Genomic DNA, 26,323 nt, shown 5'->3' on the forward strand with positions numbered 1-26,323 from the left:
TCCTAAAACAAGCTTTAAAAGCTTGTCTTAAGAGCTCAATTACTGGTTATTTAATTTTTGATCACTTTCGTTCTAATCAGCTTTCCGTCTACTGTTACTTCTGCAATGTAAACACCTTGTGCAATATTTGGTAAAATTGAAATTACATTGCTGCCGCTTTCAATAATCGCATTTTGGCTGAATACCAATTGACCGTTTACTGAATATAACTGCACATTTACTTCCTGCTTTTTAGCGGCATTAAGTTCAAAATTCAAAGACGTTGCAAAAGGATTTGGATAAATACTGTTTTCGTTTCTAGAAACTTCTTCTAAAATAACGGGATTTGTAATTGTTCCAAGTACTTCATTTCCTTTAAAAGTGAATGATTTTGAAGTCTGTTTTTTCGTAAATCCATCTCCTAGCGTAAACGTCAGTTCTTGTGCATCATCTCCAAAAATGGTGATGAAACTAAGTTCTTTTCCTTCTACTATTTGATTTCTTGCGATTCCTTTTAAAACACCTCTTGAATCATAAGCATACAATTCATCAAATCCTTTTGGAAGCAATACAACGGCATTCATGTTTTGTGAATACTGCTGAAACTCTGATGCAATTGGTTCCTGTGTATTATTTGAAACCGATTTTCCAGTTTTACTTCTTTCCAGATTATCCGGATACTTAAAAGTCTGCACTTTAGTTGATTTAATCATGTAACCTTTACCAGCTTCTAAGTATTTTAAAGTTCCGTTCCATCCGATAATTGGATCATAGATCGCAAACAAATTCTGCGATTTAATCACATCTCCATCAGCAGCATCAAAATAAGCCAAAGCTTCGTTTGTTGTTTGGTTTGATGCTAAAGGATAAGCAAGCCAGTTCCAGTTTTCTTTTATTGGGAAACTCCAAGTGGAAACGTCTACATTTTTCCCTTTGATTTTTAATGTCTGTTCTTGCGTAACATTTACTTTATACATTTTAGAAGATGAAAGTCCGCCGTTTGCACTAATCGTTCCCGACCATCCGCTGTTTGCAGGATTTGACGCATCTTTAAAATACGTATCAAGCAATGCAGGAGAATGACTCAAAATACGGTTTGACGTTTCTAAAGTTAAACTCTTCGTTAATGTATTTAAATCTGAGAAATTAGTATCGTTGGTATTTAACGAAATCCAAGTCCATCCTTTGTTCAGTTTAATTTCCTGTTCTACTAAACCAGAATTAGCAAAAATATAAGGTTTGCTTAAAGTTCCTAATACTTCATTATTCATAAAAGTAATAGACGGATTCAATTCTGCAGAAGCTTCTAAAATTTTCCCTTGCGAAGCATCCCAAATTTTAAATTTCAGATTTTCACCCGAATTTACATTGCTGTAAATCGTTAAGAACGCAAAGTATTCTTTGTATGCTTCATTGTAAACCAGTTTGGCAGATCCTCTTGTTTCTTCATTATAAAAAGCTCCAATTTTATCATAAGAATCAACAGATAGCACACCATCAACTTTAATTTTCGCAATGATGTTCATGCTGTAATCAAAACGAGTTGGGTCAACATTCCAATTAGGTTCTGGAGCTAATACTCTTAATTTTACCTGTAATTTCTGGTCGTAACCAAAATCAGTCTGCAAGTATAAATTTTCCAGATATTCTCCAATTGCCACATCCTGATCAACTGTTACTTTAATGGTCGTTTTTGTATTAGGATCAAGAGTTCCTGATGTTTTACTTAAACTTAACCAGCTTGGCAGATTATTAATCGCATATGGCTGTTGTTTTCCGCCTTTGTTAACTAATGTAATGTCAAACGTTTTGGTTTCGCCGCTATTTTTTGTCAGGTCAACAATTTCATTGTAACCTTCGGCAAACCAGCTTACTTCATTACGATTTACATAAGCTGTCCAGGTTACTGGAGATTCCTGCATATTATTAGCGCTGTCAAACATTCTGTGTACCGTAATATCCAGAATTTGTCCTTCTAATGATGCCCAATCTGTAATAACTGGTGCGATAATCATTTCACCGTCTTTAATAACATTTGTAGTTACAAACTTAACGAGCTGTCTTTCTGGTTTTATCGCCGGTGCATCGTTAGAATAATTTAACGTGCCTCCGCTTAAAACGGCATTGTTTACAACAACTGTCTGATTGGTATCTGCATGATAATATCTCGGTCCGTTTGCTGTAGCTGGATCAGGAACATTCATTCTTGAGTATAATAATAATCCAATGCTTTCGACATCGACTTCGTTATAACTATCTCTTGTTATTTGTTCAACGTTACGAAGTGTATTCCATAAACGGAATTCATCTATCTTACCTGTAAACGTTCTATCTACAGTTTCTTTACCTGAAATATCTTTTGCTCCTCTTGCACCAAGCCAGATTTTGTTTCCAGAGAAACCTCCAATGTTAGTCATTTGGTTAGAAGATACCAGTTTTGCATCGACATAAGTTCTTAACGATCCAACTCTATTGAACAATAAAGTTACCTGATGCCATGCATTATCAGAAAGTCCTTTTGTTGTTAAAACATATGACTTTCCTTCACTTTTCAGTAAAAGATTACCAGAAGTATTCATATCAACAGACCATTTATTCGATAATCCGTTGCTTTGAACCACGTCTGTACCGTCACCTTTTCCGTTTGAGAAAATAGTCGCTTCTTGTGAAGTTGGTGTTTTAATCCAAAACTCCATTGTAGCGTCCATTTCTTTTGTGATTTGAACAAAATTTACATTGTCCATAGCCAAATATTGTCCGTTAGCAAAGTCGTATGAGTTTCCTTTTGGCTTAATATCCCAAGATGTATTTACGGTTGCATGTTTAAATCTTACTAAATCTTTGGCTAAAGCGTCTCTTCCTTCATTCATTGGCCAATAACCAACTAAATTCGCTTCGTTACCCATTAATTTAGAATACATTTTTGCATAAGCATCTTCTCTGCTTAAGGTTTTATTCCATAAACGAAGATCATGCATGTTTCCTGCAAATGTGTTTCCACCAACAACTAAAGCATTGTTGTTTGCAAATTGTGCATTTGCTTTTCCGTTGTTAGAACCAATTTCGATATCATCTTCAAAAATTCTATAATCACCGTTTGTGCTGTTGTATGTAAAGGCATAATGGTGGAATAGATTATCATTTTTCAATCCACCTTGTACAGTAACATCTCCTAATGTGAAAAAAATATTTCCGTTGTTCAAGCCGATATTTAAACCGCCGTCTTGCGAAACGATAGATCCTGCTGTTTTGGTTTCGTTATTCAGCCAGAATTCAAGACTTAAATTTCCTGAACTTATTTGTGGACTGTTGATTACAGCTGTATTATTACCTCCTTCAAAATGTAAACTTACATTATGATCAATTTTTAATTGATTCGTCTGCCCTTTAATTTCGATTGTAGTTACAGCTGGATTGTAGAAAATATTTTCGTTAAAACTTATTTTCAAATCTTCTCCTGCACTTAAAATACCATTTGTTGGCAATGGTGTGCCAAATAACTGAGGTGCACTTAAATCAACAAGTCCTGAAATAACTTCTGAGATAAATTCGGTATCATTTGTACAAGTGCTTCTTGCTCTGATTTGATACTTTCCATCTGCTAATTTTAAACCAGCAATGTCAAAATTGTACGCTAAACTCGTAGCTGTCCCGATAGACGAAATCTGAGTTTCTTTATTGTTTACCGCTTCATTATAAAATTCAGTAGTTCCGTAATACGTGTGCAGACGAATCCAGTTTGGACTTGTTGCTAATCTGTATTCCAGATCAATTTTCTTGAAGCTTTTAAACTTAGTGCTATAACCATTTAAGTTTATTGCCAGCGGTTTAGTAGAACCGTCAGTGTTATACGCTTTTTCTCTATTGTAAACCCAATTGTTCAATGGAGCACTTACCGCCACGCTTGAACAAGACGGAACAAAACTTGCTGAAATAAGCACTTCTGAACTTACATCTGCACCATCACATAACGACTGAAGTCTGATTTTTATGTCTTTATATTCATAAATATCTGTAATAGATTTACCTAAAGTCAGTTTATAGATAACTTCTTTTCCGTATGGTACATGAACAATTGTACCGTTTGGCTCAATATTAATTAAAGCATTATTCGGATTAGTAGTATTGTCTACCACTAATAAGAAATCAGCATCAGAACCTGATACACTGTTGTTTTGAAGTTTTAATTCGAATTCTGCATTTTTAGTTTCTACAACATTTGTAACATCATTATCTGTTACGGCAAGAACCGGAACTTCTACTTTTTGAGTTGCAAAACTTAATTTTTCGCGTTTATCTTCAGGTAATTCATTAATTACTGTTGCAGTATCGCTGTACTCGCTTTTATTGTAAAAATGAGTTAATTCTGCATCTTCGTACGGACATGAAGTTCTTCCTCCCTGACTAATAAAAATAGGTCCGTTACCATCAAAAGAGTTAACCACATCTACACTCAAAAAGTTGGCTTTATCATTATCTTTTAAAGTATAACTTATGTTTGTAGTCGTTGTTTTTTCTGTTGATAATGATGAATTAATGTCTTGTTGGAAGAATGCTTTTGTATTAGCCTCCATTCCGACTTTATTTATTTCAAAACCTAATATTGCAGCTACTGACTGATCGATAACTAAATTGTATGAAGTAGTTGTAGCCGATACTACACTTGTTTCTACACCTCTTGAATAAGATCCTACACCTGCATCAAAAGAAACATTTTTCTCGAATTCAGATCCAAGCATATCTTTAATCAAGTTAGACTGCGTAAGCTGATTATTTAATCTTGCTTTTGCAGCAGGATCACTGTAATCAAGAGCTCCTTTAATTTGATTGTTGAAGTTTGTTATAACTCCTGACAAACCTGCCTTGTAAGCAGCACGATCATTTTTAGCAGCATATTTTACTTTCTCATTATCAAGAATAACTTTTCTCCATAATCTTATCTTCTCTTCATATTCTGCTCTTTTTTGTACATTTTCAGCAGAAGTAGGATTTGGTCCGTTTAAATTACTTGAAATAAACGTTTCGTACTCTGGAATTAAAGTCGTTAAAATATGTTTTTGCGAATAGATAAAGAATGTTTCCGTAGGTTTATCTACAAAACTCAATGCTTTTTGCTTACTTACATATACTGGTGAACCTGCAGTTCCTAAGTTGATGTATTCGCTTGCATCTAAAGGCATCGATTTTCCATTTACAAACTTTTGAGGTATCGTTTTAGACGTTTCAACATTATCATACGAACCGTAAAATATGTTTTTTGAGTTTCCGATATATAAATCTCCGTCTGAACCTACATAATCAGTTGCATCACTTGTTGAGATTGTTTTATTAAAAGTATAAGTACTTGTTACTGTCTTACCGTCCTGAGATGTATTTGAAAGATTAACACCAGTAACTACCGAATTCTGTTGTTCTATGGTTACTTTTGGCGTAGGCACTAAACCTCCCTGAAGTTCAAAATACATTCCGCCTGCAATAGTAAGTTCTTCTTCTACTCCTTCCTGATGTGCAAAAGAAGATTCTGATGTAAACGAAATACTTTGTCCCGCTTCAAGTGAAGCTGAACTATTAGAACCAGGAGGGTCTCTTAAAATAATCGCAGGAATATCTGGCGCAGCCGTAACAAATGTCTGGCTTCCATCTGCTTTTCCTCCTAAAATAATTCCGGTATCGTTAAAGTTTTCAACTGGATAATCAACTTCGTTTAAACGGTATTTTAAAGTACTTTTTATTTCAAATGGCGGTGTGATCGATGGAATTCCTCCTTTAAACGCATAAGTTAAAGTACTTCCGTCTGCCGTAATCGTTTCTGAATCTGGCAAAGCCAAATTGTTTGTTTTTACCAACTCTCCATCGGTTACAGGAACTTTCACTTCAACGGTTCCAGAATCGTTATTCGTATAACGCTCAAAACGATTCATTACAATTTTATACGTAGCAAATTGGGAGTAAATTGGTTTTGCAAAATCTTGTGTAGATATTTGTGTTCCAGCAACATCAATCGTTTTGTCAGAAGTCTGCTCGATAACTTGTAATACCGGAGTTGATCTGTACGTAAAACTTTTTTCGTAATGGTACGGAGTTCCAGTCAGCGTTTTATCTACGTTGTTTTCTTTATACTTAAATTCAGGCGTTTTAGTAACTGGAATTTCAGAGAAATCGAATGTTTCTGTAGTTCCCGCTTTTAACAACGAAATGTTTGTGTTGCTTTTTACAACTAAATCATTTGCTTCCAAATTATATTTTAAAGGCATAACTGCAACTCGGTATTCTCCTGAAGCGGGATTTGTCGTGTAAGTAAACTTGGTATAAGGTGTAACATTCGCTCCAACTGGTGCATAACCTAATGTAAAATCGGCTTTACCAATGTTGTTTTTAGCACTTACTTCCAGTTTTTTGGTAATTCCAGCGTCAACAATAGTTTCGGTTACAACACCTGCGCCTCCAAAACCAATTGGTTTTTCAGCTTCTACAGAACCTCCTACTACTTTACCTACTACAGTAACTTTGGTATTATCTACAAAATAAACCGGTTCATTAGAATCTTCAAAAAACTCTTTGAACTCACTTGTAGCTGCTGGAAAACGTCCGTTATAATTAAACTGATGTCCGTCTTTTTTAATTGTTATGTAATGTTTTCCAATAGGAACACTTATATCAAAATAACCGTTATCGTCTGTTACAACCGGAATGTTATTAGCATCTAAAACAATATTTCCGTCAATGTAAACATTTGCCCCAGCTGTATAGATTGAAGCATAACGATCTAAATAATCATCTGATTTATCATTTGGTGTTCCGGCATCATTTTTCCAATATTTAGCTTTAGGAAATTTTTCTCCGTTGATTTCGTAATAATTGTATCCTTCATCAAGAATATTATTTTTACCATCTATCCATGCATCACCTTTGTTAGCATCTGTTTTTTTGTCTACTGACACATAAGAAGGAAAAACACCACGTGTATCATAGGCTACAACACCTTTAAAACTAAATGAAGACTGATCAATAAAATCAATTTTATTTACGACTTCTGAGCCTAATCCTAAATAAACCAATTGCTGGTTTGGTTCAAATTTATGCTGACCGTACATGGGAGTAATATTATACGACTCTCCTGTACCAGAATATTGTATCGCACTAATTTGGTAATTTCCTTTGCTGTCTGTTACTCCTAAAACACCTAATTGAGATGTAGTTGGGTAATTATCTGCCTCTGAAGCCCATAAAACTTTACTGTTTTGTGCTGTATTAGCATCCCAAAGTTTACCGTGATTTTCGTTGTAATTAAAACCGCTGCGAGACAAATCATAAGCAAAATTCCCTGCTTTTTCGTTAGCTCTTAAATACGTTACTAATCTTGAATCGTTTCCGTCTATAAATCTCGAATAATCAGTTCTAATTACAGAAGATTCTAAAGCTGCTTTCCAAATTCTGATTTCATCAACATAACTTGATTTTGACCCTCCCACTTTGGCATTATCCCAGTTTACACCAGAAAGTTTGGTAGTGCCCGTTGGAATTACAGCACTAAAATAAGGAGCAGTATAAGATGCATCAAGGCCTCTTAATTTACTGTCTGCTTCAGTTACATAAGCTTGTGTAATTTGTCTTCCGTTTATGTATAATATTGGAACCTGATTATCATTTACCACAACTGTAAAGTGTACAAATGACTGATTAAATTCTGAAACTGGCACAAGCAGATCATTTCCTCTTGAGTTTAAATTACCAGAAGGAAAATAATTATTTAATGTATATTTATTATTGCCAATATTAACATCTAGTGATTTAGCCGCTGGATTTAGTTTTACGCTAATATTAAGATTATCAGCGCTTGTAGAACTAGAAATATTGAATAATCGAATGGCTGTTTCTGAGTCGTTTGCATAAGCTCCGTTTGGTTTTACCCACGCCTGAAAAGTCGCAGCATTCGAGATTGTTGTACTTAAATCTTTAAGATCTACAAAACCCGATGCAGGAATATTCAATGCACTTCCTTTAGCCACAGCACTTCCGCTAGGAGTTGCCGTAACAACAACGTCTTTAACCGGATTTCCACCTTTGTAACTAATGTTTCCAGTTACAACTGCTGTAGGATTTCGGTATCCGATACCAGTTATATACGTACTGTATAGTATTGGAGTTGCGCTGATTCCCTGTGCTTCTACTTTATATTCATACAAAACGCCTCCTTCTACATATTTATCTTCATACGTAGTTTCTGTAGGAGAAAGTCCAACTACTAAATTATAAGGAAGATTTCCTGCCTCTGTATAAACCCTTCTATAGATCTTAATGCTTTTTACCAAGCTTTGATTAGCTCTTAAATCCCAAGTAATTAAAACTTTATCGCCATAAAAACCTTTTGAAACGCCAAAAGATTCTTCTGCAAATGTGTTATACAAATACAATGTACTCCATGGAAAACGAATATCCACAGGAGTTGTTTTTCTTGGTCCATTTATCGTCTGCCCTAAAAATGGAAGTCCAACCTGTATGTTGAAACCATTTTTTTGAATTGCCTGCGAAACGGGTACTATTTTAGCTCCATTCGTATTTTGAGCATAAAGTCCCGCTCCCAGAACAAACATTCCGAGAACTGCAATTATTTTCTTCATAATTACAGCTTTATAATTTGATGATATAGTTTACACCATAGTTTATTGGTCGCGCTTCTGTTGCACCATCAGCATTAGTTGTAAAGGTATGGTTATGATTACCATTTGAACTTGTTTGTGCATTTCTTCGCCCTATCTTATTACCTCCTCCTTCAAAACCTCCATCAACATTAGCAGGATCATAAACATAAGTAACTGACTCTGTATGATTGTGCTCTCCATTTGTGGATGTAGTTCCTGTATGCGTATGACTTTTGTTCGTTGACGTTTGAACATTATTTAAAGTATTTGGAACTATTTCTGCCGCATTAGCAGTGCTAGCATTTTGTCCTGCACCTCTCAAAAACATCCCTCGTAAATCGGGTGCGTTATTTCCAATCAGCTTAATTAATGCCGTAGCCGTTGTTGGAAGTAGTGCTCCATTACAAAGTGCCCAGCCTTCTGGAGCTGTAGTACCGATAAAAGGCATGATTGATCCTGTCGGAACACCATTATTAGCAGCAATAGCATAAGGTACATGACGAAGTTTTTCATCAGAAATAGTTTCTCCGCCTTTCATAATTTTAAGATAAGTAGCATTATTAGCAATTACACTGCTATTAACTGCTGTAGGATCAATAACATCAGAAAACACTCCAAATGCATCAGTGGTTACATTCCTTGTAACGTTATAAATAGTTTGTGGATTACTTGAATCATTCAAATAATATAGGGTAAAATCAAGGCTAATAGTCTGATTTGCTATAGCAGTATTATTAGCATCTCTTGCAATTCCTTGTATAGCAATTCCCGATTGAGAAGCTGAACTTTGAGCATAATTTGAAATTGCTGCAAAAAAAAGGCACAGCATTAAAAGTAATTTTGTTTTCATAGACATCATTTAAAAATTAATATTTCGGTTGGTAAAAGATCCTTTGCAGGATCGAAAAATAAACTCCGAAAATATTTCAAAAAAAACGATTATCTAAATTAAAGGCAGGGACAAAATGGGGACAAATTACCAGTCATAAAATCATAAATAACTAATTTACAAACACTTTTAAAAGACATCTGTACTTAGTATTTAAACAAAGATGTCAAAGCTGAAATTACGACGTCATTCATTGCAAATACACTCTGCCTGTTCTTTTCAATTTGATTAATAGAAATTTCTTTCAAAACAATAAATAGAATGTAACCGTTTTGCAAATAAATTCTTTTCTATAACTGCAGGTTTTTTTAAAGATTATAAGAAAAATTTTATATTTAAGATTATCAAGCTATTAGTTAAAAATAATTTGGTTTTATGATAATTTTTTTGAGTAAAAACGCCCATTTTTTTATAGTTTAGCATCTTCTAATAAGCCCCCTTTTCAAAATGATTTTCTGTACAAAAAAAAATAAACTCTTTTTTGTGTTATGCGCCTTTGTCTTTTTTCAACAGCTAAACGCTCAAAAGCTATCATCTATATCTACAGACAAAATCAGTGGTATTGAATCTATAATTTTAAAAGAAAACAATTCAAAAAAAGATACCACAGAACTCAAAAACCGCTTATCTTTTTTAAAGAATTCCTCCAGCAAAAAATCACATATTTTATACCACGCGCTCCTTGCAAATGGTTTTTCTTCATATTTCGATAAAATAAATAACAAAAGCGAGTATTATTATTTAAAATCCATTGAAGAATCCAAAAAGCTGAATGATCCCAGCCTTATTATCTGGACGCAGCTCAATTATTCAAAATATTTATATTTCTACTGCCAGATTGATAAACTAATTCCTATTGTTCTAAAAACAATGGAAGAAAGTAATCAGATAGATCCTTCGGAAATGATATTACCCGATGAAACTTTTAAATTCTTTGGCTGGATCATGTCTACTGTAGAAGATAATTCGGCTATTGATTATTACAAAAAATCGATGCAGTACATGGAAAAACCTTCCTCAGAATCTGCCGGGGTTTTAAATGCTATTGGGAATTCTTATTTCAGAAATAATGATTTATCAAATGCCATGCTTTATTTTAATAAATCAGAATCTACAGCATTAAAAGTTGGCGACAGCGTGCGCTATGCAAAAATATTAGGAGATAAGGCGCTCGTTTATGAAAAAAAAGGAAATCTAAAAGACGCTGTTACTCTTTTAAAGCAAGATATTTTCTATTCTCAGAAATTTAATATTGATAAGAATGAAATGTATGCGTCTATACTATTAGCTAAAATTCTTTTAAAGCTTAATAATAAAACCGAAGCCGAAAAAATTCTTGATAAAGCAGGAAAAATTGCCAGTTCAAAATCCTATTACAGAAGTTCGTTAAAAGAAGTAATTGAATTAAAACTTAGTATTTTAAATGGTCAAAATCCGGAAAAAGAACTCCTTTTAAGACGTCAGCTTAAACAAATTGAAGAATATCTTCTTAATACAAACGGCAATACCGTACTGCAAAGATCGTATTGGCTTATTCAGAAAAAGAAATACGAATACAACACCGAAAAGATTCGATTAAAACTGGAACAAGAAGAAAAAACGAAAAGAGTCTTTATCATAATTTTAGTTTTAACCCTGTCATTAAGTCTCATTGCTTATCATTCATTAAACAAAAAATTAACGACAAAAAGAATAAAACTCGAAAAAGACAGACTTCTTTTTGAGCAAAAACTCAGCGATGCCAGTTCTAATATAGACACTTACGCTCAATATCTGAAAAATAAAAATAAGCAGATATCGATTTTAGAAAACGAACTTGAAGAAATTAAAAACTCTGCATCGACACAATTAGAAGAAGAAAAAGTAAAACTTCAGGAAACCCTGAATTCTCATTTAATGACCGATGAAAACTGGAATGCTTTTAAAAGAGAGTTTATAAAACTGCATGGTAATTTCTATAATTCGGTAATCGAAAATTTTCCGGAGTTAAAAGAGTCTAACCTCAAAATAATAATGCTTCAAAAGCTGGATTTAAGTAATTATGAAATGGCCAATTTATTAGGTGTAACAATAGATGCCATTAAAAAAAGTAAACAACGCTTAAAGAAAAAATTAGGAGAACGATATGATTTATTGTTTGAGATTATAGACTACAAATAGTATTTCTGTCTTATTTGTTTGGAAAAACTGTAAAATTGAAATGTTTTTATATAACAATGCAAATACTATAAAATGCTAAGTTTGATACGGTTTAATAAACAATACAGTTATGAAAAATTTTTCTTTACTATTCGTATTATCCGTTGTCTTTTTCTCATGTCAGCAAAAAGAAAACAAAAACACGTCTATTCAAACAGCAGATCCTGATCCCGTCGTTACAACCCAAATAGAAAACACAGAAGTCAACAAACAAACAGGCGATACCATTTTTCTGAATACCAAAAATGAAAAAGGTATCTACACAGCAGAAGCATCGATAGATTCTACTCATTCCCGAATCTATGTTAAGTTTAAAAATGATTATGCAGGAGAATTAACCGGAAAGATTATTCCTGAGCAAAACAGCGCCAATATACGTTTTAACCAAATTATTTTTCCCGATAAAAGTTCAGATGGTCCGTTTGGAACAGATTTGAAAACCAATATAAAACAAAAAGGAAACTACGTTTTAGTAATTGGACATTCTCAAATGGCAGAAAATCCATATTATGGAAAATTCAAAATAGAACTTGAAAATAGAAAAACAGATTAATTATCAGCAGATTAATCGTTTACTGTTTTTCAAAATAAAGATAATCTGTATTATACCCAACAACATTTCGTAAACGTACCTGAGAATTATTAAACTCAAATAATTTCCAGCTGTTATTATTAAGTTTGCTGAGTAATGCAGAATTAAAATTCAGTTTTAATTCCTTAACGCCATATACAACCGCACATTCCCACTGTCCGGTTTCAGAAACTCCAGCTTTGGTTGCCGTAACTGTTTTATCATTTTTAAAAACAAATGAATAACCGCTGTAAGAATATGTTTTATCTGAATCGTCAAAGAAATAAGGAATTGTCCAAGAACCGCTTGTTAATGTTGCCGCAAAATCAAGAGCGCCAATATTGTTTTCCGGACAATTGTCTATGGCATATTTTATAGCATTTTCAAAATCCTGATTATTGTTTAAAGATTTTGGCAGCGAATAATAATCTAAAACAGAAATAGGATATTTTAACGAAATGTAATCGCTGTCTTTCAGGTTCTTGATAAAATTAAAAAACGCCTGATCGCCTGCAATAGACTCAGAACTCGCGATTTGGTTTGAACTGTTATAGATATTGATTGTTATGGGATACTGAATATTTAATCCGTTGATTTTAGATAAAAGATCCGGATAAAGATTCCAATAATCAATTAAAGTGTCAAAATCAGCCTGATTTGGAATAAATTTTTCAATGTAATTGTAATACACCATCGTAACCGGAAAGTCAATTTTTACAATATCATCATCAGTATTACTGGCGTTGATATTATCGATTACTTTTTGATAATCAGCTGCAGAATTAATCGCAATCTGTGTATTGTTTACCGTAACAGTATACGGAAATTTAATTGTGCAGTAACTGGATCCGTCAATTACATTATCCTGAACCGTAGGAACCATGGCAACTCTCTGCCAATATGAAGCCAGCGGCGAAACTTTTGTAATTGTGCCCTGATTATTAGAATCCTGCTCATCAATTTCGTTTTGGCACGACAAAAACAGCAAAGGCGCTATTAACAAAAATTTTCTTAACGACAACATATTTAGATTTTTGCAAATGTAATAAAATTTAAAGAAACTGCTTTTTAATAAATTCGGCATCAGGAGATTCGGTTTCATTTTTTCTAAATTACTTATGGAAACAACATTTTAGACTTCTATAAAACAATCAGTGCTGCTTTTACCCTACTTAAACTAAAAACAAATACTTTTGCAGCTTACTAATCGTAAAACCTACATGCCAAATAACCCCGAATCAAATACTTGTGACGAAATAATTTTTTCATCGTTTTTTAAAAGCAATGTAAAAGCACTGCGCAATTTTCTTTTTTACAAATTTGGTAATCTGGAAAAGGCCGAAGATGCCGCGCACGAAGCTTTCTTAAAACTTTGGCAGAACTGCGCATCTGTACCGCTTGAAAAAGCAAAATCGTACGTTTACACGATTGCCAACAACAGCAGTCTTAACGAAATTGCGCATCAAAAAGTCGTTTTAAAATACGAAAAAGACTTTTCAGGTTTAGACAAAACCAATCAAACACCCGAATATATTCTTGAGGAAAAACAATTTCAGGCTAAACTTTTAAAAGCTATAGAAAACCTGAACGAAAAACAGCGCATCGCTTTTTTAATGCATCGAATTGACGGAAAGAAATACAGCGAAATTGCGCAGGAATTAAACATAAGCGTAAAAGCCGTAGAAAAACGCATTCATTTGGCTTTATTAAGCTTACGCAAAGAAATTGATCTATAAAAGTAGGGTAAAATTAATTCAAACTGTTTTAACAACATAATACCGGTACAATGAAAAAAAATCACTTATTGGCTAAATGGCTCAACGATGATTTATCAGAGGAAGAATTGGCAGCTTTTAAAGCAAGTCCTGATTTCGAAAAATATCAAAAAATTAAAAATTATACAGAACATTTAACGGTAGATGATCTGGATGAAAACGCAATGCTGGCGAATATTTTAAAACAGAAAAAAGAAACACCAAAAGTGATTCCGCTTTACAAAACGTGGTTTTTCCGTGCCGCTGCCATTTTCGTGCTGGCGCTTGGCGTTATGTTTGCTTTTAGAATGTTGATTCCTCAAACAGAATCAGCTGATTTTGGAGAAAAAACAACATTCGCGCTTCCAGATAATTCTGAAGTAGTTTTAAATTCTGGTTCTGAAATACATTATAAAAAATGGAACTGGGACCACAACAGACATCTTGAACTTAAAGGTGAAGCGTATTTTAAAGTGGCAAAAGGAAAACGTTTTGAAGTTGAAACCAGATTAGGAAAAGTAACCGTTTTAGGAACGCAGTTCAATGTTAAAACCAGAAAAAACAGGTTTGATATTGTGTGTTATGAAGGTCGTGTCAAAGTAAATTATCAGGACAAAGAAATTCTTTTAACGCATGGACAAGGGGTTAGTTTTGAAAACGGAAATCAGATTGAAATGAATACCGATTCATCAAAACCGGAATGGATCAACAACCAAATATCATTTTATAAAGAAAATATCAGAACGATACTCGACGAAGTGGAAAGACAATATAACATCAGCATAGAATTAAACGTAAAAGACACAACAGCTTTATTTACAGGAAAATTACCTGCTGAAAATCTTGATACCGCTTTGCAGATTATTAGTACAACATATCATTTAGAAGTTCAAAAAGTCTCAAAAAACAAAATAATTATTGGCGAAAAATAGATGCTGCTCCCCAAACAATATCATTTTTTGTTTTGCATTTTTTTCTATGTCCTGAATATTTTTGCTCAGGACAAAGGAAAAGCTGTGCCTTTCAACCAAATCATTTCTGATATTGAAAAACAGCATCAGGTAAGTTTTAATTATCTCGAAGATAACATTGCCGGACTTAGTTTAAATCCGCCAAAAAAATCACTTTCATTAGAGCAAAAACTGCAATATTTAAGCAGAGTTACCCATTTATCTTTTGAAAATATAGACAACAAATTTATTAATGTTTTTAAAAGCGAAAATGAAACCCAGACCATCTGCGGTTATGTTTTTTCAGCCTTAGATAAAAAACCGATTGAAGATGCTAATATTAATGTATCTGGAAAAATTCATATTACAACAGATTCAAATGGTTATTTCGAATTCTCAAAAAGAGACAGAAACACACTTTTAATAAGTCATATTGGATTTTCTTCCAAAAGGATTACAACAGCAAACCAAGATTCTAAAAATTGCATTCAACTATTTCTTGAACCAGAAGTTACAGAGCTAAAAGAGATTAAAGCGAATGCGATTCTGGCTTCGGGGATTTCTAAAAATGCTGACGGTGCATTTGAAATTAAACCTAAAAAATTTGGTATTCTGCCCGGACTTATCGAACCCGATGCTTTGCAGACTATGCAGCAAATTCCGGGAGTAAACAGTATCGACGAAAGTGTTGCCAGCATTAATGTTCGCGGGGGTACGCACGATCAGAATTTGTTTTTATGGAATGGAATACGAATGTTTCAAACGGGACATTTTTTTGGTTTAATATCCGTTTTTAACCCAAATCTTGCGCATACCATTTCGATTTATAAAAACGGAAGTTCTGCTTTTTTTGGCGAAAGTGTATCGAGTGTAGTTGACATTTCTTCTACTCCTGAAACTGTGGAGAAAAATAGTTTCAGCGCCGGAATCAATATGATCAATGCCGATATTTATGCGAAATACAATCTTTCAAAAAAGAGTTATATCGAATTTTCAGCGCGTAAATCGATTACTGATTTTTTAGAAACTCCCACTTATAAAGAATATTTTAATAAAGTATTCCAAAACACAACCATCACCGATTTTTCACAGGCACAGGATATTGATTATAAAAGCGATAAAAAGTTTGGTTTTTATGATGCTACTTTTAAATACGCACAGAAAATAGGAAACAAAGATCAAATTGTTCTGGATTTAATAACCATTCAGGATAATCTCGAAGTTTTTCAAAGTGCTACTGTTTATAATATCAATAAATCTGAAAACAGTGTTTTAAGACAGCAGAATTACGGCGGTAATTTGTCGTGGAAAAGAAATTGGAACTCTTTTAATACCACTAAAATCAATCTTTACAATTCGGCTTACGAACTTTTAGGAAATCAAAAAACAAGTATTACCGATCAGGTTGCTGTTCAGGAAAACACGGTTAATAATAACGGAATTAACTTAGAAAATCAGCATATTTTAAACTCCAAATTCAGCTTAAACGATGGTTATCAGTTTAATGAAATTGGTGTTACCAATCTTGAACGTGTCAGCAATCCTGATTTCTACCGAAAAGTTAAAGATGTACTCAGAACTCATGCTTTTATTGTAGAAGGAAAATACAATGATACGCTTAACAGGTTGTATTTTAAAGTTGGAACACGAATTAATTATATCGAAAAATTCAAAAAAACGATTATCGAACCTCGCGTACAGTTTAATTACGGCATAAACAAAAACTTAAATTTAGAACTTCTGGGCGAATTAAAAAGTCAGAGTGCCCAGCAGATTATTGATTTGCAAAAGGATTATTTTGGAATCGAAAAAAGACGCTGGATTGTTGCCGACGACAGTATAATTCCCATTCAACGAAGCAGACAAATTTCTTTAAGCCTTTTGTACAAAAAAAATGACTGGCTTATAGATCTGGAAAATTTTTATAAAAAAGTAAACGGAATTACAACTTCTAGCCAGGGATTTCAAAATCAGTTAGAATTTGTACGTACTACGGGAGATTATGAAGTTTTTGGAACAGAATTTCTGATTCAGAAAAAATTCAACAATTTCCTGACTTGGTTCAGTTATACGTATAACAACAATAATTACCATTTTCCTGATTACGAATTCAGCACTTTTCCTAACAATTTCAAATTGGCTCATACCCTTTCGTGGGCTGTAATGTATGAGAAAAATAATTTCAAAATTGCTTTAGGAACAAAATGGTCTTCTGGAAGACCAAAAACATCGCCAGATGTTTCTCAAATTGATCTTTCTGATCCTATTTTGGTTTACAACAAACCTAACAATACCAATCTTCATGTTTTTTCGCAGGTTAATCTTTCCACGACTTACAAATGGGAAAGCGACAATGGAATTCAATACAAAATCGGAATTTCTATCCTGAATATTTTAAACCGAAAAAACGAAATCAGCGAATATTATAGAATCGCTTCGCTGACCAATTCTATTGAAGAAGTGGAGACTTTTTCATTACAAAGAACTCCAAATTTGAGTTTTAGAGTTTCATTCTAATTTACTGAATGTAAGATTTTTAACCACATTCATACTTCGTTTTTACATTTTTTTTTCAAAAAACATAATTTTTTGGTAGGGTAATCTGCATCAAGGCTGTTTTAGTTTTAAACCCTTTCACAAAAAAAATTGGAAATGAAAAGAAAAAAAACAGCACTAATACTCGCCGCCTTACTCATAATGGTTTCTGGAGGCATTTATTTTTATTACGGTTATCTCTTTAAAGAAGCCCGAAACATTGAAACCGAAAAACCAGAAACCAGTATTCCTGCTTCACAATTAATTGAGGATTACAACTCCGATCCGCAAAAAGCAGATGTACAATATCTAAACAAAACCATCGAAATAACAGGATTGGTAACCAAAGAAACGGATTCTGTAATGATACTTCAAAGTGCTGTTTTTTGCCTTTTCAATCAAAAACTAAATCACAATCTCTTAAACACAAAAGCAGTCATTAAAGGAAAATGTATTGGTTATGACGAACTGTTTCAGGAAATAAAATTAGACCAATGCACCATTATTAAACCAAACAATTAATTTATGAAGAAATTTTTAGTCCCAATCTGTTTATTTCTCGCTACTATGGCCTACTCTCAGGACGATTTACTCAACAGTCTTGATTCTACTCAGGTAGAAGGAAATCACCCCGCAATCGCATTTAAGGCTTTACAAATTGTAACGCTGCAGTCAACAAAAATGCCTGCTAAAAAAGAATTCTATTTTGTGGTTTCACACCGTTTTGGAACTGTAAAAGATGGTTTTGACAGCTTTTTTGGTTTGGATAACGCTACAACAAAATTAGGCGGTATTTATGGTATTACCGATTGGTTATCTGTGAGCCTTTCCAGACATACTTTAAATAAAATGTATGAAACAGGATTAAAGTACCGAATGTTGCGACAAAGCGATGATTTTCCAGTAGATGTCGTGGGTTACAGTGTGGCGGATATTAATACTTTTTTAGAAAAAGACCAATATCCAGGTTTAGAGTTTAAACATCGTACGACTTATGTACAGCAATTATTAATCTCTAGAAAATTCAGTGAAAAACTTTCATTTGAATTAGTGCCGTCTTTCATTCACAAAAACCTTTACAATCCTGATATCGAAAGAGATAATCAGTTTTCTTTTGGTGGCGGCGGGCGTTATAAAATAACTAAAAGATTGTCTGTCAATTTAGAGTACATGCACAATTTTGATAAACCAGATTTTTACAAAAACCCACTTTCTGTTGGTCTTGACGTTGAAACCGGCGGACACGTTTTTCAGTTAATATTTACCAACTCACAAGCTATGAGTGAGAGCGGTTACATCACCAATGCATCTGGAGACTGGGGTAAAGGAGATTTCTTCTTCGGATTTAACTTATACAGAGTATTCTAATTTAAAAACCATAAAAAACAAGCTATGAAAAAAGTATTAACACTAACTATTTTACTTGCTGTATTAGCAAGCTGCAGTGATTCTGACACCTATCAGGACATTGAAAACCCTGGAACTGGCACACCTACAAACCCAACAAACCCAACAAATCCAACAGAGCCGGCAGCTGCCATAACCTATACTAAAAATGTAAAATCGATTATCGACGCTAATTGTATTGGATGCCACCAAAGCGGAAGATCAGCCGCTTTTAGACCTTTAACTACTTATGCAGAAGTTAAAGCAGCTGTAGAAAATGCAGGACTTCTGAACAGAATTCAGCTTCAAACCGGCCAGCAGGGAATTATGCCTCAGGCTGGAAGAATGGCTCAGGCAAACATTGACCTGATTGTAAAATGGAACACAGATGGACTTAAAGAAAATTAATTTCTATGAAAAAATCAATTTTTAGCTATTTAATGCTGATACTTATTATTGGTTTCCATACCAATGGATCAGCGCAGAAACTGATAACTAAAACGGGCAGCATTAAATTTCAGGCTTCTATGCCATCTTACGAAGAAGTTGCTGCCGAAAACAAAAGTGTATCAGCGGTTTTAGAACAATCAACTGGTGATTTTGCAGCATTGGTTCTTATTAAAGGTTTTCGTTTTAAAGTGGCACTGATGGAAGAGCATTTCAATGAAAACTACATGGAATCTGAAAAATTTTCTAAAGCGACTTTAAAAGGTAAAATTGATGATTTTGATATTTCGAAAATTTCAAATACACCTAAAAATTTTACGCTGAAGGGAGATCTTACTATTCACGGTAAAACAAAACCTGTAACCGTTACGGTAAAAATTTCTAAAACTGCCAACGGCGTAAACGCAGCAGGTTCTTTTGAAGCTAAACCAGAAGATTATGGTATTGAAATACCAAGTTTAGTGAGAAAAAAAATTGCTGATAAAGTAAAAATTGATTACAATTTTTTACTGTCTAAATAAATGCTTTCTAACACAAATCTCATCTGAGAATTATTCTGAGACCGGTTTTTCATACTTAGCCGGTCTCCTTTTTTCTAACCAAAACCAAAATTGAAATGATCTGCAAAAATTATAATGTTTCTGGTGAAGATGTAAATGATAATATGGAAATGGAAAGTACAGCATATACCTCCTACACGCTTCGATTATTATACCATTTTTTATTTTATAACGGATTTTCAAAAGAAAAACTCAATGCGCTGCATCTTGGTTTTAAGGAAGGAAATAATGAATTGGTCTGTTATAAAAACCTTATGTTTACAGAGCCTTTTTCTATAGAATTGAAATACTGCCACATAAATGAAAAGATCAATCTTAAAAGCAGTTTTTTTAACTCCAAACAAGAATGCTGTGCGGAAGTTTTTAAAGAAGTTCAGTGGTTTGACCAAGTTCAAAACCAAGTAATTATAACACCTAAAAAAATTCTAAGGCATTTTAACCCTATTAAAAGATTATACTGAAATTTTACAGCATTTTTTATTTTGAAATAGGAGTTTCTGACTTTATGATACTCTTTAAAGAATCAACTATATCCCTAAAATCAGACTTCTTTTTTAAAAATTTCACATCTTTAAATGTTGCGGCGACATCTTTAATCGCTGATCCCGCCTGACCGGAGTATAAAACCACAGGAATTTTCTTCAGACCTTTAATTTCGCGCAGCAGTTTAAGAAACTCGCTTCCATCCAGATACGGCATATAATAATCTAAAAATATAATATCAGGAAACTTAGTAGTTTCTTTCAATTTCTTAAGTGATTTTAGAGCATTATTTTCTATTGAAATTTTGATGTTAGAATCAAAACTTGCAACCGCCATTTGGAAAATCTCGGTATCATCGGTGTCATCGTCAACCAGTAAAATATTTTTATACTGCATACTGTAAAATTAAAAACTAACTCAAAATTAATCATATCTCTAAATGTAGAGTTACAAAATTCCCACATGCAGTTAAAACTTACTCATTTTATGCTGTTTATCTCTGCAAATGTGCCTTTTGATTAATTAAATTTTAACCGTTAATTTCTAAATCAGTTCAGAATTATTATCTGCCTACAATTTTTTTTCGGTGCTCAATTCCCCATTCAGTAAGGTTTTGAATAATGGTTTGCAGCGTTTTACCATGCGCTGTCAGTTCATATTGAATCGTTACAGGATGCGTATCCAGAACGGTGCGCTTAACTAGTTGGTTTAGTTCAAGCTCCTTCAATTCCTTACTCAGCATTTTGTTTGATATACCTGAGACATCATTCAAAATATCCGAAAATCTTCTTTTGTTATAAAAACAAATAGACGAAATCACAGCAATTTTCCATTTGCCGTTTAAAACATCCATCGAGTCCTGAACAGCCATCATTTCTTTCTTATGCTGCTCTTTTTCAATTACATTACATTCCATCAGGTTACTTTGTTACTTCAAGGTTACTGTTACTTTTCGTTACAAAGTTACTAAAATTAATTTACTCGATTTAAATTTGCACCATTAACATCATACATATAAAATCATGGATAAATTAAAAAATAAAACTGCAATAGTTACAGGAGCTTCAAAAGGAATTGGTGCATCAATTGCTCAATATTTCGCCGCAGAAGGCGCAAAAGTTGTCGTAAATTATGCATCGAGCAAAGAAGATGCAGATAAAGTAGTTAAATCAATAACAGAAAAAGGCGGAACAGCCATTTCGGTACAAGCCGATGTTTCAAAAGCAGCCGACGTAGTAAGGTTATTTGAAGAAACTAAAAATGCATTTGGCCATTTGGATATTTTGGTTAACAATGCCGGTATATATCAATATGCGCCTATTGAAGAATTAAATGAAGAATCTTTTCATCAGCAGTTTAACATTAATGTTTTAGGCTCTCTGCTTACAATAAAAGAAGCTTTAAAATTATTTGGAGACAAAGGCGGCAATATAATTAATGTCAGTTCTGAAGCTTCAAAAATGCCTTTGCCAACCGGATCAATTTATTCTGCAACCAAAGCGGCACTGGATTCTATTACAATTTCCTTATCTAAAGAATTCAGCGGAAGAAATATCCGTATTAATTCTATACTACCCGGAGTAGTTGAAACCGAAGGTTCACATAGCGCCGGATTTATTGGCAGTGAAGCAGAAACAAAGTTTGTTGCCAATACGCCGCTTTCACGTACAGGACAGCCGGAAGATATTGCAAAAGCTGCTGTATTTCTGGCTTCAGATGATTCCGGATGGATTAATGGAGAGAAGATTTCTGTTTCTGGAGGAATTTATGGTTTCTAACTTTTTTAAACATTTACGAAATGAGCAAAAAATGATTCTGCTTTTATTGTAGGAACAGAAATTCTTTCGGACGGAGGTCTAACTAATATAAGTTTGATGAAATAAACTTTGCTGAAGAAATCTTAACATAAATATTTATGTAGAAAAAAGCCCTCTTTCTTAAAAAAAGAACAGAGGGCTTTTACTTTAATTTATTTCAAATTTATCTCCAATTCAATGCTGGAGCAACATGTTCTAAAATTGACGACAAAAGATGTACATTATAGTCAACACCTAAAGTATTAGGAATAGTCAACAATACAGTATCGGCTTCCTGAATCGCTTCGTCTTGGGCTAATTCTGCAATTAGTTTATCTGGTTCGGCAGCATAACTTTTTCCAAAAATGGCTCTTTTATCTTGTTCGATATAACCAAAACTATCGGCGCCTTTTCCTTGTCCTCCAAAATAATATCGATCCTGATCGTTTACGATGGCAAAAATTGAACGGCTTACAGAAACTCTTGCTTCACGGTCATGTCCCGCTTTTTTCCAAGCCTCTTTGTACAATCTAATCTGCTCTGCCTGTTGTACATGAAAAGGTTTTCCGTTTTCATCATACTTCAAAGTCGAACTCTGTAAGTGCATTCCGTTTTCTGCAGCCCAAATTGCGGTTGCATTCGAGGCAGCTCCCCACCAGATTCTTTCTCTTAATCCTTCAGAATGTGGTTCTACACGCAGCAATCCCGGCGGATTTGGAAACATCGGGTACGGATTTGGTTCTGCAAATCCTTCGCCTTTAAGTCCTTCTAAAAAGTCTAATGCTTTTTTGCGCCCCATATCAGCGTCATTTTCGCCTTCTGCAGGTTCGTAACCAAAGTAATTCCAGCCGTCGATAACCTGTTCTGGTGAACCTCTGCTTATTCCCAATTGTAAACGTCCTTCTGATATTAAATCGGCGGCACCGGCATCTTCTACCATATACAAAGGATTTTCGTATCGCATATCGATTACGCCCGTTCCAATCTCAATTTTGCTTGTTTTCGCGCCAATTGCCGAAAGCAGTGGAAAAGGCGAAGCCAATTGCTGCGCAAAATGATGTACGCGAAAATAAGCGCCGTCTAAACCTATTTCTTCTGCTGCAACAGCCAAATCGATAGATTGAAGCAGTGTATCGCCTGCTGTACGAGTTTTGTATGCTGGATTATTAGCCCAATGCCCGAATGATAAAAATCCTATTTTCTTCATAAATGGCTTGTTTTTTACTATTCCCAAATATACGCATACTTGCTGGTTTTGTTATTGTTTTCTGTGTAATTAATGTATGAATTCTTCAACTTCTTAATCTTCAAATCGCTTCATAAATTTTAATAAACATCTGTAATTTGAATACAAGCTTCCGTAATCGGCAAACCTTTACCCTGTTCTTTCTTTCGAAATTTGTATTCTAATAAAATGACAAAAAGATGAAACAGATTAAATTAGGAAATCAAGGATTAATTATCCCGCCAATTGGTTTGGGATGCATGGGAATGACAGGTTTTGAAGAAGGAAATATGTACGGTCAAGCAGACGAAAAAGAAGCAATTCAAACCATTCATCGTTCGTTTGAACTGGGAGGCAATTTTCTCGATACAGCAGATCTTTACGGGCCTTTAAAAAATGAACAATTAATCGCTAAAGCTATCGGAAACGATCGCGATAAATACATTTTAGCAACTAAATTCGGCTGGGAAATCGATGACAACAACAAAGTAACCTGGGCCATAAACGGAAGCAGAAAGTACATCAAAAAAGCCGTAGAACGTTCGCTTAAAAACTTAAATACAGATTATATCGATTTGTATTATATGCATCGTCTGGACAAAAATACGCCGATAGAAGAAACTGTAGATGCAATGGCAAATCTTGTTAAAGAAGGAAAAGTAAAATATATCGGACTTTCGGAAGTATCTTCTGAAACTATTCGAAAAGCGCACAATGTTCACCCCATAACTGCCGTTCAAAGCGAATATTCTTTATTCGAAAGAACTGTCGAAGAAAAAGGCGTTTTGAAAACTCTTGAAGAACTCCAAATTGGTTTTGTTGCATATTCACCACTCGGACGTGGCTTTTTATCAGGACAAATTCGTTCGATTGATGATCTTCCGGAAAATGATTTCAGAAGAGCGATTCCACGTTTTCAGGAACAATACTTTCATAAAAACATTGAATTGGTAAAAGCCGTTGAAAAAATGGCAGAAGAAAAAAATGTAACTTCTTCTCAATTAGCGCTCGCATGGATTATGAGTAAAGGAATTGTGCCGATTCCTGGAACCAAACGCAGAAAGTATTTAGAACAAAATATAGCTTCTGTGTCTATAGAATTAAGTCAAAATGATCTTCAAAAATTGGAAAGTATCGTACCTTTAGGCACAGATACCGGAGCTCCTTATGACGAATTCAGTATGGGACTTCTAGATTACTAAATTTAAAAAGACGCTGTTATGAACACTATCGCATCTGTATCTGCTTTTCACCGCTTACTTTCACTTCCAGAACCCAAACATCCCATGGTAAGCGTCATAAACTTATCTGAGAGTATTTTTCTGGAAGATGAAATCTGGAAAGGTTTTGTCAATAAATTCTATTGTGTTGCTTTAAAAAGAGATGCGAAAGGAAAAATAAGATACGGTCAGGGACATTATGATTATGACAAAGGCGTTTTAAGTTTTACTGCACCCAATCAGGTGCAGTATTTGGATTTTCATAATATGGAATGTGCGGCCGGTTATCTGCTTATATTTCATGAAGATTTTCTGCTAAAACATCCGCTGGCACAGAAAATATTTGATTTTGGTTTTTTCTCGTACGCAGTAAATGAAGCCCTGCATTTATCTGAACAAGAAGAAAAATATCTAATCGAAATTCTGGATCGAATTGATAAAGAATGTCAGCATATTGATCGTCATACTCAGGAAATTATTCTCTCGCAGATTGATTTGCTCTTAAACTATTCGAGTCGTTTTTACGAAAGACAGTTCATTACGCGTAAAAATAACAGTCATGCGTTATTGACAAAATTTGAAAGGTTTATAAATGAATATTATAATGAAAATACAACTGAAAAAGGTCTTTTAAGCGTTAGTTTAATTGCCGAAGCGATGAATCTTTCTCCAAATTATCTCAGCGATTTTCTGAAAATACACACAGGACGAAATACTAAAGAACATATTTATGAAAAGCTGATCAACAAAGCCAAAGAAAAGCTCTCTGCAACTGAATTATCGGTTAGTGAAATTGCATACGAACTTGGTTTTGAGCATCCGCAGTCTTTTAGTACACTTTTTAAAAAGAGAACGCAAATGGCGCCTTTGGAATTTCGGGAAAAGATTAGGAATAATTAATTCCAATTCTAAACACTTAATTTTCAACACATAGAGACATAGATTTTTCTTTTATAAAAAAGGAGAATTGAAAGAAACTAGTTTCTCACACATAGCTATGTGAATTTAGAATTCCTGCTTTATTTCTATATTTTTCATTAAAAAAATTGGTCTTCAACTTATTTTATATAATTTTGTATCGATCATTACAAAATAAAAACAAATGAGAGGAAGACCAACAATCTATGAAGATGCAAATATTATAAAAAAAGCACAGGAAGTTTTTTGGCAGAAAGGATACAGCGCTGCTTCGCTGAGTGATTTGCAAAAGGCAACCGGCGCAGGTGCAGGAAGTTTTTACAACACATTTAAAGGAGGTAAAAAAGAAGTATTTCAAAAAGCTATTCAGGAACGCAGACTTGCATTTGATGCTTTTAAAAAGGAATTAAGTGTAAGCGAATCTCCATTAGAACTTATCAAAGATTTTATTAGAAGCATTGCGCAGGCTGAGCAAAATGATCATTTAAAAGGCTGTATCATTGCAAATACTGTTGTTGAAATGACTTTTATCGATGAAGATCTTGAAGCAAATGCTGTTCAGATTTTAAAAGAAGTCGAACAAATGTTTACTGAAGTTATAAAAGAAGAACAAACAAAAGGCACTATAAAAACACAAACTTCCCCTGAAATTCTAGGGAAATATCTCATAACATTTTGGTGCGGACTGAATACACTTCGAAGAATGTATCCCGACGAAAATGTCTTAAAAGATCAAATCGAAATGCAATTAGCTGTTATCAGCTAATTT

At 33.9% G+C, this 26,323-nt stretch carries 20 protein-coding genes; 14 read left to right on the forward strand and 6 right to left on the reverse strand.

The genetic code is table 11. From position 1 onward, the window contains the following. Positions 1-50: 50 nt before the first annotated feature. Positions 51-8,600 carry a LamG-like jellyroll fold domain-containing protein gene (locus ABD859_RS02375; RefSeq protein WP_345139721.1) on the reverse strand — a complete coding sequence of 2,850 codons (8,550 nt, stop codon included), beginning with the start codon at positions 8,598-8,600 and terminating at the stop codon, positions 51-53. A gap of 10 nt (positions 8,601-8,610) precedes the next feature. Then, positions 8,611-9,450 (reverse strand): tail fiber protein, encoded by an 840-nt coding sequence (locus ABD859_RS02380; protein WP_345139723.1) that lies wholly within the window; start codon positions 9,448-9,450, stop codon positions 8,611-8,613. Positions 9,451-10,380: 930 nt separating this feature from the next. On the opposite strand from ABD859_RS02380, the gene ABD859_RS02385 reads away from it, so the two are divergent. Further along, the gene (locus ABD859_RS02385; protein ID WP_345139726.1) at positions 10,381-11,670 is read left to right on the forward strand and encodes a hypothetical protein; all 1,290 of its coding nucleotides are present in this window, start codon (positions 10,381-10,383) and stop codon (positions 11,668-11,670) included. Between the two features lie 109 nt (positions 11,671-11,779). Then, positions 11,780-12,262 (forward strand): hypothetical protein, encoded by a 483-nt coding sequence (locus ABD859_RS02390; RefSeq protein WP_345139729.1) that lies wholly within the window; start codon positions 11,780-11,782, stop codon positions 12,260-12,262. A gap of 19 nt (positions 12,263-12,281) precedes the next feature. Here the strand turns inward: ABD859_RS02390 and ABD859_RS02395 are convergent, their stop codons facing one another. Continuing rightward, on the reverse strand, positions 12,282-13,304 hold the full coding sequence (locus tag ABD859_RS02395) for a hypothetical protein (RefSeq protein ID WP_345139732.1): 1,023 nt from the start codon (positions 13,302-13,304) through the stop codon (positions 12,282-12,284). Between the two features lie 196 nt (positions 13,305-13,500). Between ABD859_RS02395 and ABD859_RS02400 the strand changes: the two genes are divergently transcribed. The 8 genes from ABD859_RS02400 (at position 13,501) to ABD859_RS02435 (ending at position 20,373) form a co-directional block, all read left to right on the forward strand. Further along, positions 13,501-14,016 carry an RNA polymerase sigma factor gene (locus ABD859_RS02400; RefSeq protein ID WP_345139734.1) on the forward strand — a complete coding sequence of 172 codons (516 nt, stop codon included), beginning with the start codon at positions 13,501-13,503 and terminating at the stop codon, positions 14,014-14,016. A gap of 50 nt (positions 14,017-14,066) precedes the next feature. After that, positions 14,067-14,966: a FecR family protein gene (locus ABD859_RS02405; protein ID WP_345139737.1), complete on the forward strand. Its 900-nt coding sequence runs from the start codon at positions 14,067-14,069 to the stop codon at positions 14,964-14,966. Positions 14,967-14,993: 27 nt separating this feature from the next. Continuing rightward, positions 14,994-17,501: a TonB-dependent receptor gene (locus tag ABD859_RS02410; RefSeq protein ID WP_345139740.1), complete on the forward strand. Its 2,508-nt coding sequence runs from the start codon at positions 14,994-14,996 to the stop codon at positions 17,499-17,501. Between the two features lie 135 nt (positions 17,502-17,636). Beyond that, entirely contained in the window at positions 17,637-18,041 is a 405-nt protein-coding gene (locus ABD859_RS02415) for an OB-fold protein (protein WP_345139743.1), read from the forward strand. Between the two features lie 3 nt (positions 18,042-18,044). Beyond that, the gene (locus tag ABD859_RS02420) at positions 18,045-18,887 is read left to right on the forward strand and encodes a DUF5777 family beta-barrel protein (protein WP_345139746.1); all 843 of its coding nucleotides are present in this window, start codon (positions 18,045-18,047) and stop codon (positions 18,885-18,887) included. A gap of 24 nt (positions 18,888-18,911) precedes the next feature. Continuing rightward, on the forward strand, positions 18,912-19,313 hold the full coding sequence (locus tag ABD859_RS02425) for a cytochrome c (RefSeq protein ID WP_345139749.1): 402 nt from the start codon (positions 18,912-18,914) through the stop codon (positions 19,311-19,313). 5 nt (positions 19,314-19,318) lie between these two features. Next, positions 19,319-19,873, forward strand: coding sequence for a YceI family protein (locus ABD859_RS02430; RefSeq protein WP_345139753.1), 555 nt, complete (start codon positions 19,319-19,321; stop codon positions 19,871-19,873). A 95-nt stretch (positions 19,874-19,968) separates the two neighbouring features. After that, the gene (locus tag ABD859_RS02435) at positions 19,969-20,373 is read left to right on the forward strand and encodes a hypothetical protein (protein WP_345139756.1); all 405 of its coding nucleotides are present in this window, start codon (positions 19,969-19,971) and stop codon (positions 20,371-20,373) included. A 16-nt stretch (positions 20,374-20,389) separates the two neighbouring features. Here the strand turns inward: ABD859_RS02435 and ABD859_RS02440 are convergent, their stop codons facing one another. Together ABD859_RS02440 and ABD859_RS02445 are read right to left on the reverse strand one after the other, a co-directional pair. Beyond that, the gene (locus tag ABD859_RS02440; RefSeq protein ID WP_345139758.1) at positions 20,390-20,791 is read right to left on the reverse strand and encodes a response regulator; all 402 of its coding nucleotides are present in this window, start codon (positions 20,789-20,791) and stop codon (positions 20,390-20,392) included. A gap of 166 nt (positions 20,792-20,957) precedes the next feature. Then, positions 20,958-21,311 carry a winged helix-turn-helix transcriptional regulator gene (locus ABD859_RS02445; RefSeq protein ID WP_345139761.1) on the reverse strand — a complete coding sequence of 118 codons (354 nt, stop codon included), beginning with the start codon at positions 21,309-21,311 and terminating at the stop codon, positions 20,958-20,960. Positions 21,312-21,417: 106 nt separating this feature from the next. Here ABD859_RS02445 and ABD859_RS02450 point away from each other — a divergent pair, with 106 nt between their 5' ends. Beyond that, positions 21,418-22,173, forward strand: coding sequence for an SDR family NAD(P)-dependent oxidoreductase (locus ABD859_RS02450; RefSeq protein WP_345139764.1), 756 nt, complete (start codon positions 21,418-21,420; stop codon positions 22,171-22,173). A gap of 202 nt (positions 22,174-22,375) precedes the next feature. Here the strand turns inward: ABD859_RS02450 and ABD859_RS02455 are convergent, their stop codons facing one another. After that, positions 22,376-23,398 carry an LLM class flavin-dependent oxidoreductase gene (locus tag ABD859_RS02455; protein ID WP_345139767.1) on the reverse strand — a complete coding sequence of 341 codons (1,023 nt, stop codon included), beginning with the start codon at positions 23,396-23,398 and terminating at the stop codon, positions 22,376-22,378. Positions 23,399-23,616: 218 nt separating this feature from the next. On the opposite strand from ABD859_RS02455, the gene ABD859_RS02460 reads away from it, so the two are divergent. From ABD859_RS02460 to ABD859_RS02470, 3 genes are all read left to right on the forward strand, one after another. After that, a complete protein-coding gene (locus tag ABD859_RS02460; protein ID WP_345139769.1) occupies positions 23,617-24,618 on the forward strand; it encodes an aldo/keto reductase in 1,002 nt (333 codons plus the stop codon). Positions 24,619-24,636: 18 nt separating this feature from the next. Then, entirely contained in the window at positions 24,637-25,536 is a 900-nt protein-coding gene (locus tag ABD859_RS02465; protein ID WP_345139771.1) for a helix-turn-helix domain-containing protein, read from the forward strand. A gap of 202 nt (positions 25,537-25,738) precedes the next feature. Next, a complete protein-coding gene (locus ABD859_RS02470; RefSeq protein WP_345139774.1) occupies positions 25,739-26,320 on the forward strand; it encodes a TetR/AcrR family transcriptional regulator in 582 nt (193 codons plus the stop codon). Positions 26,321-26,323: the final 3 nt, after the last annotated feature.

The sequence above is a fragment of the Flavobacterium ginsengiterrae genome (assembly GCF_039539785.1).
Taxonomy (GTDB): domain Bacteria; phylum Bacteroidota; class Bacteroidia; order Flavobacteriales; family Flavobacteriaceae; genus Flavobacterium; species Flavobacterium ginsengiterrae.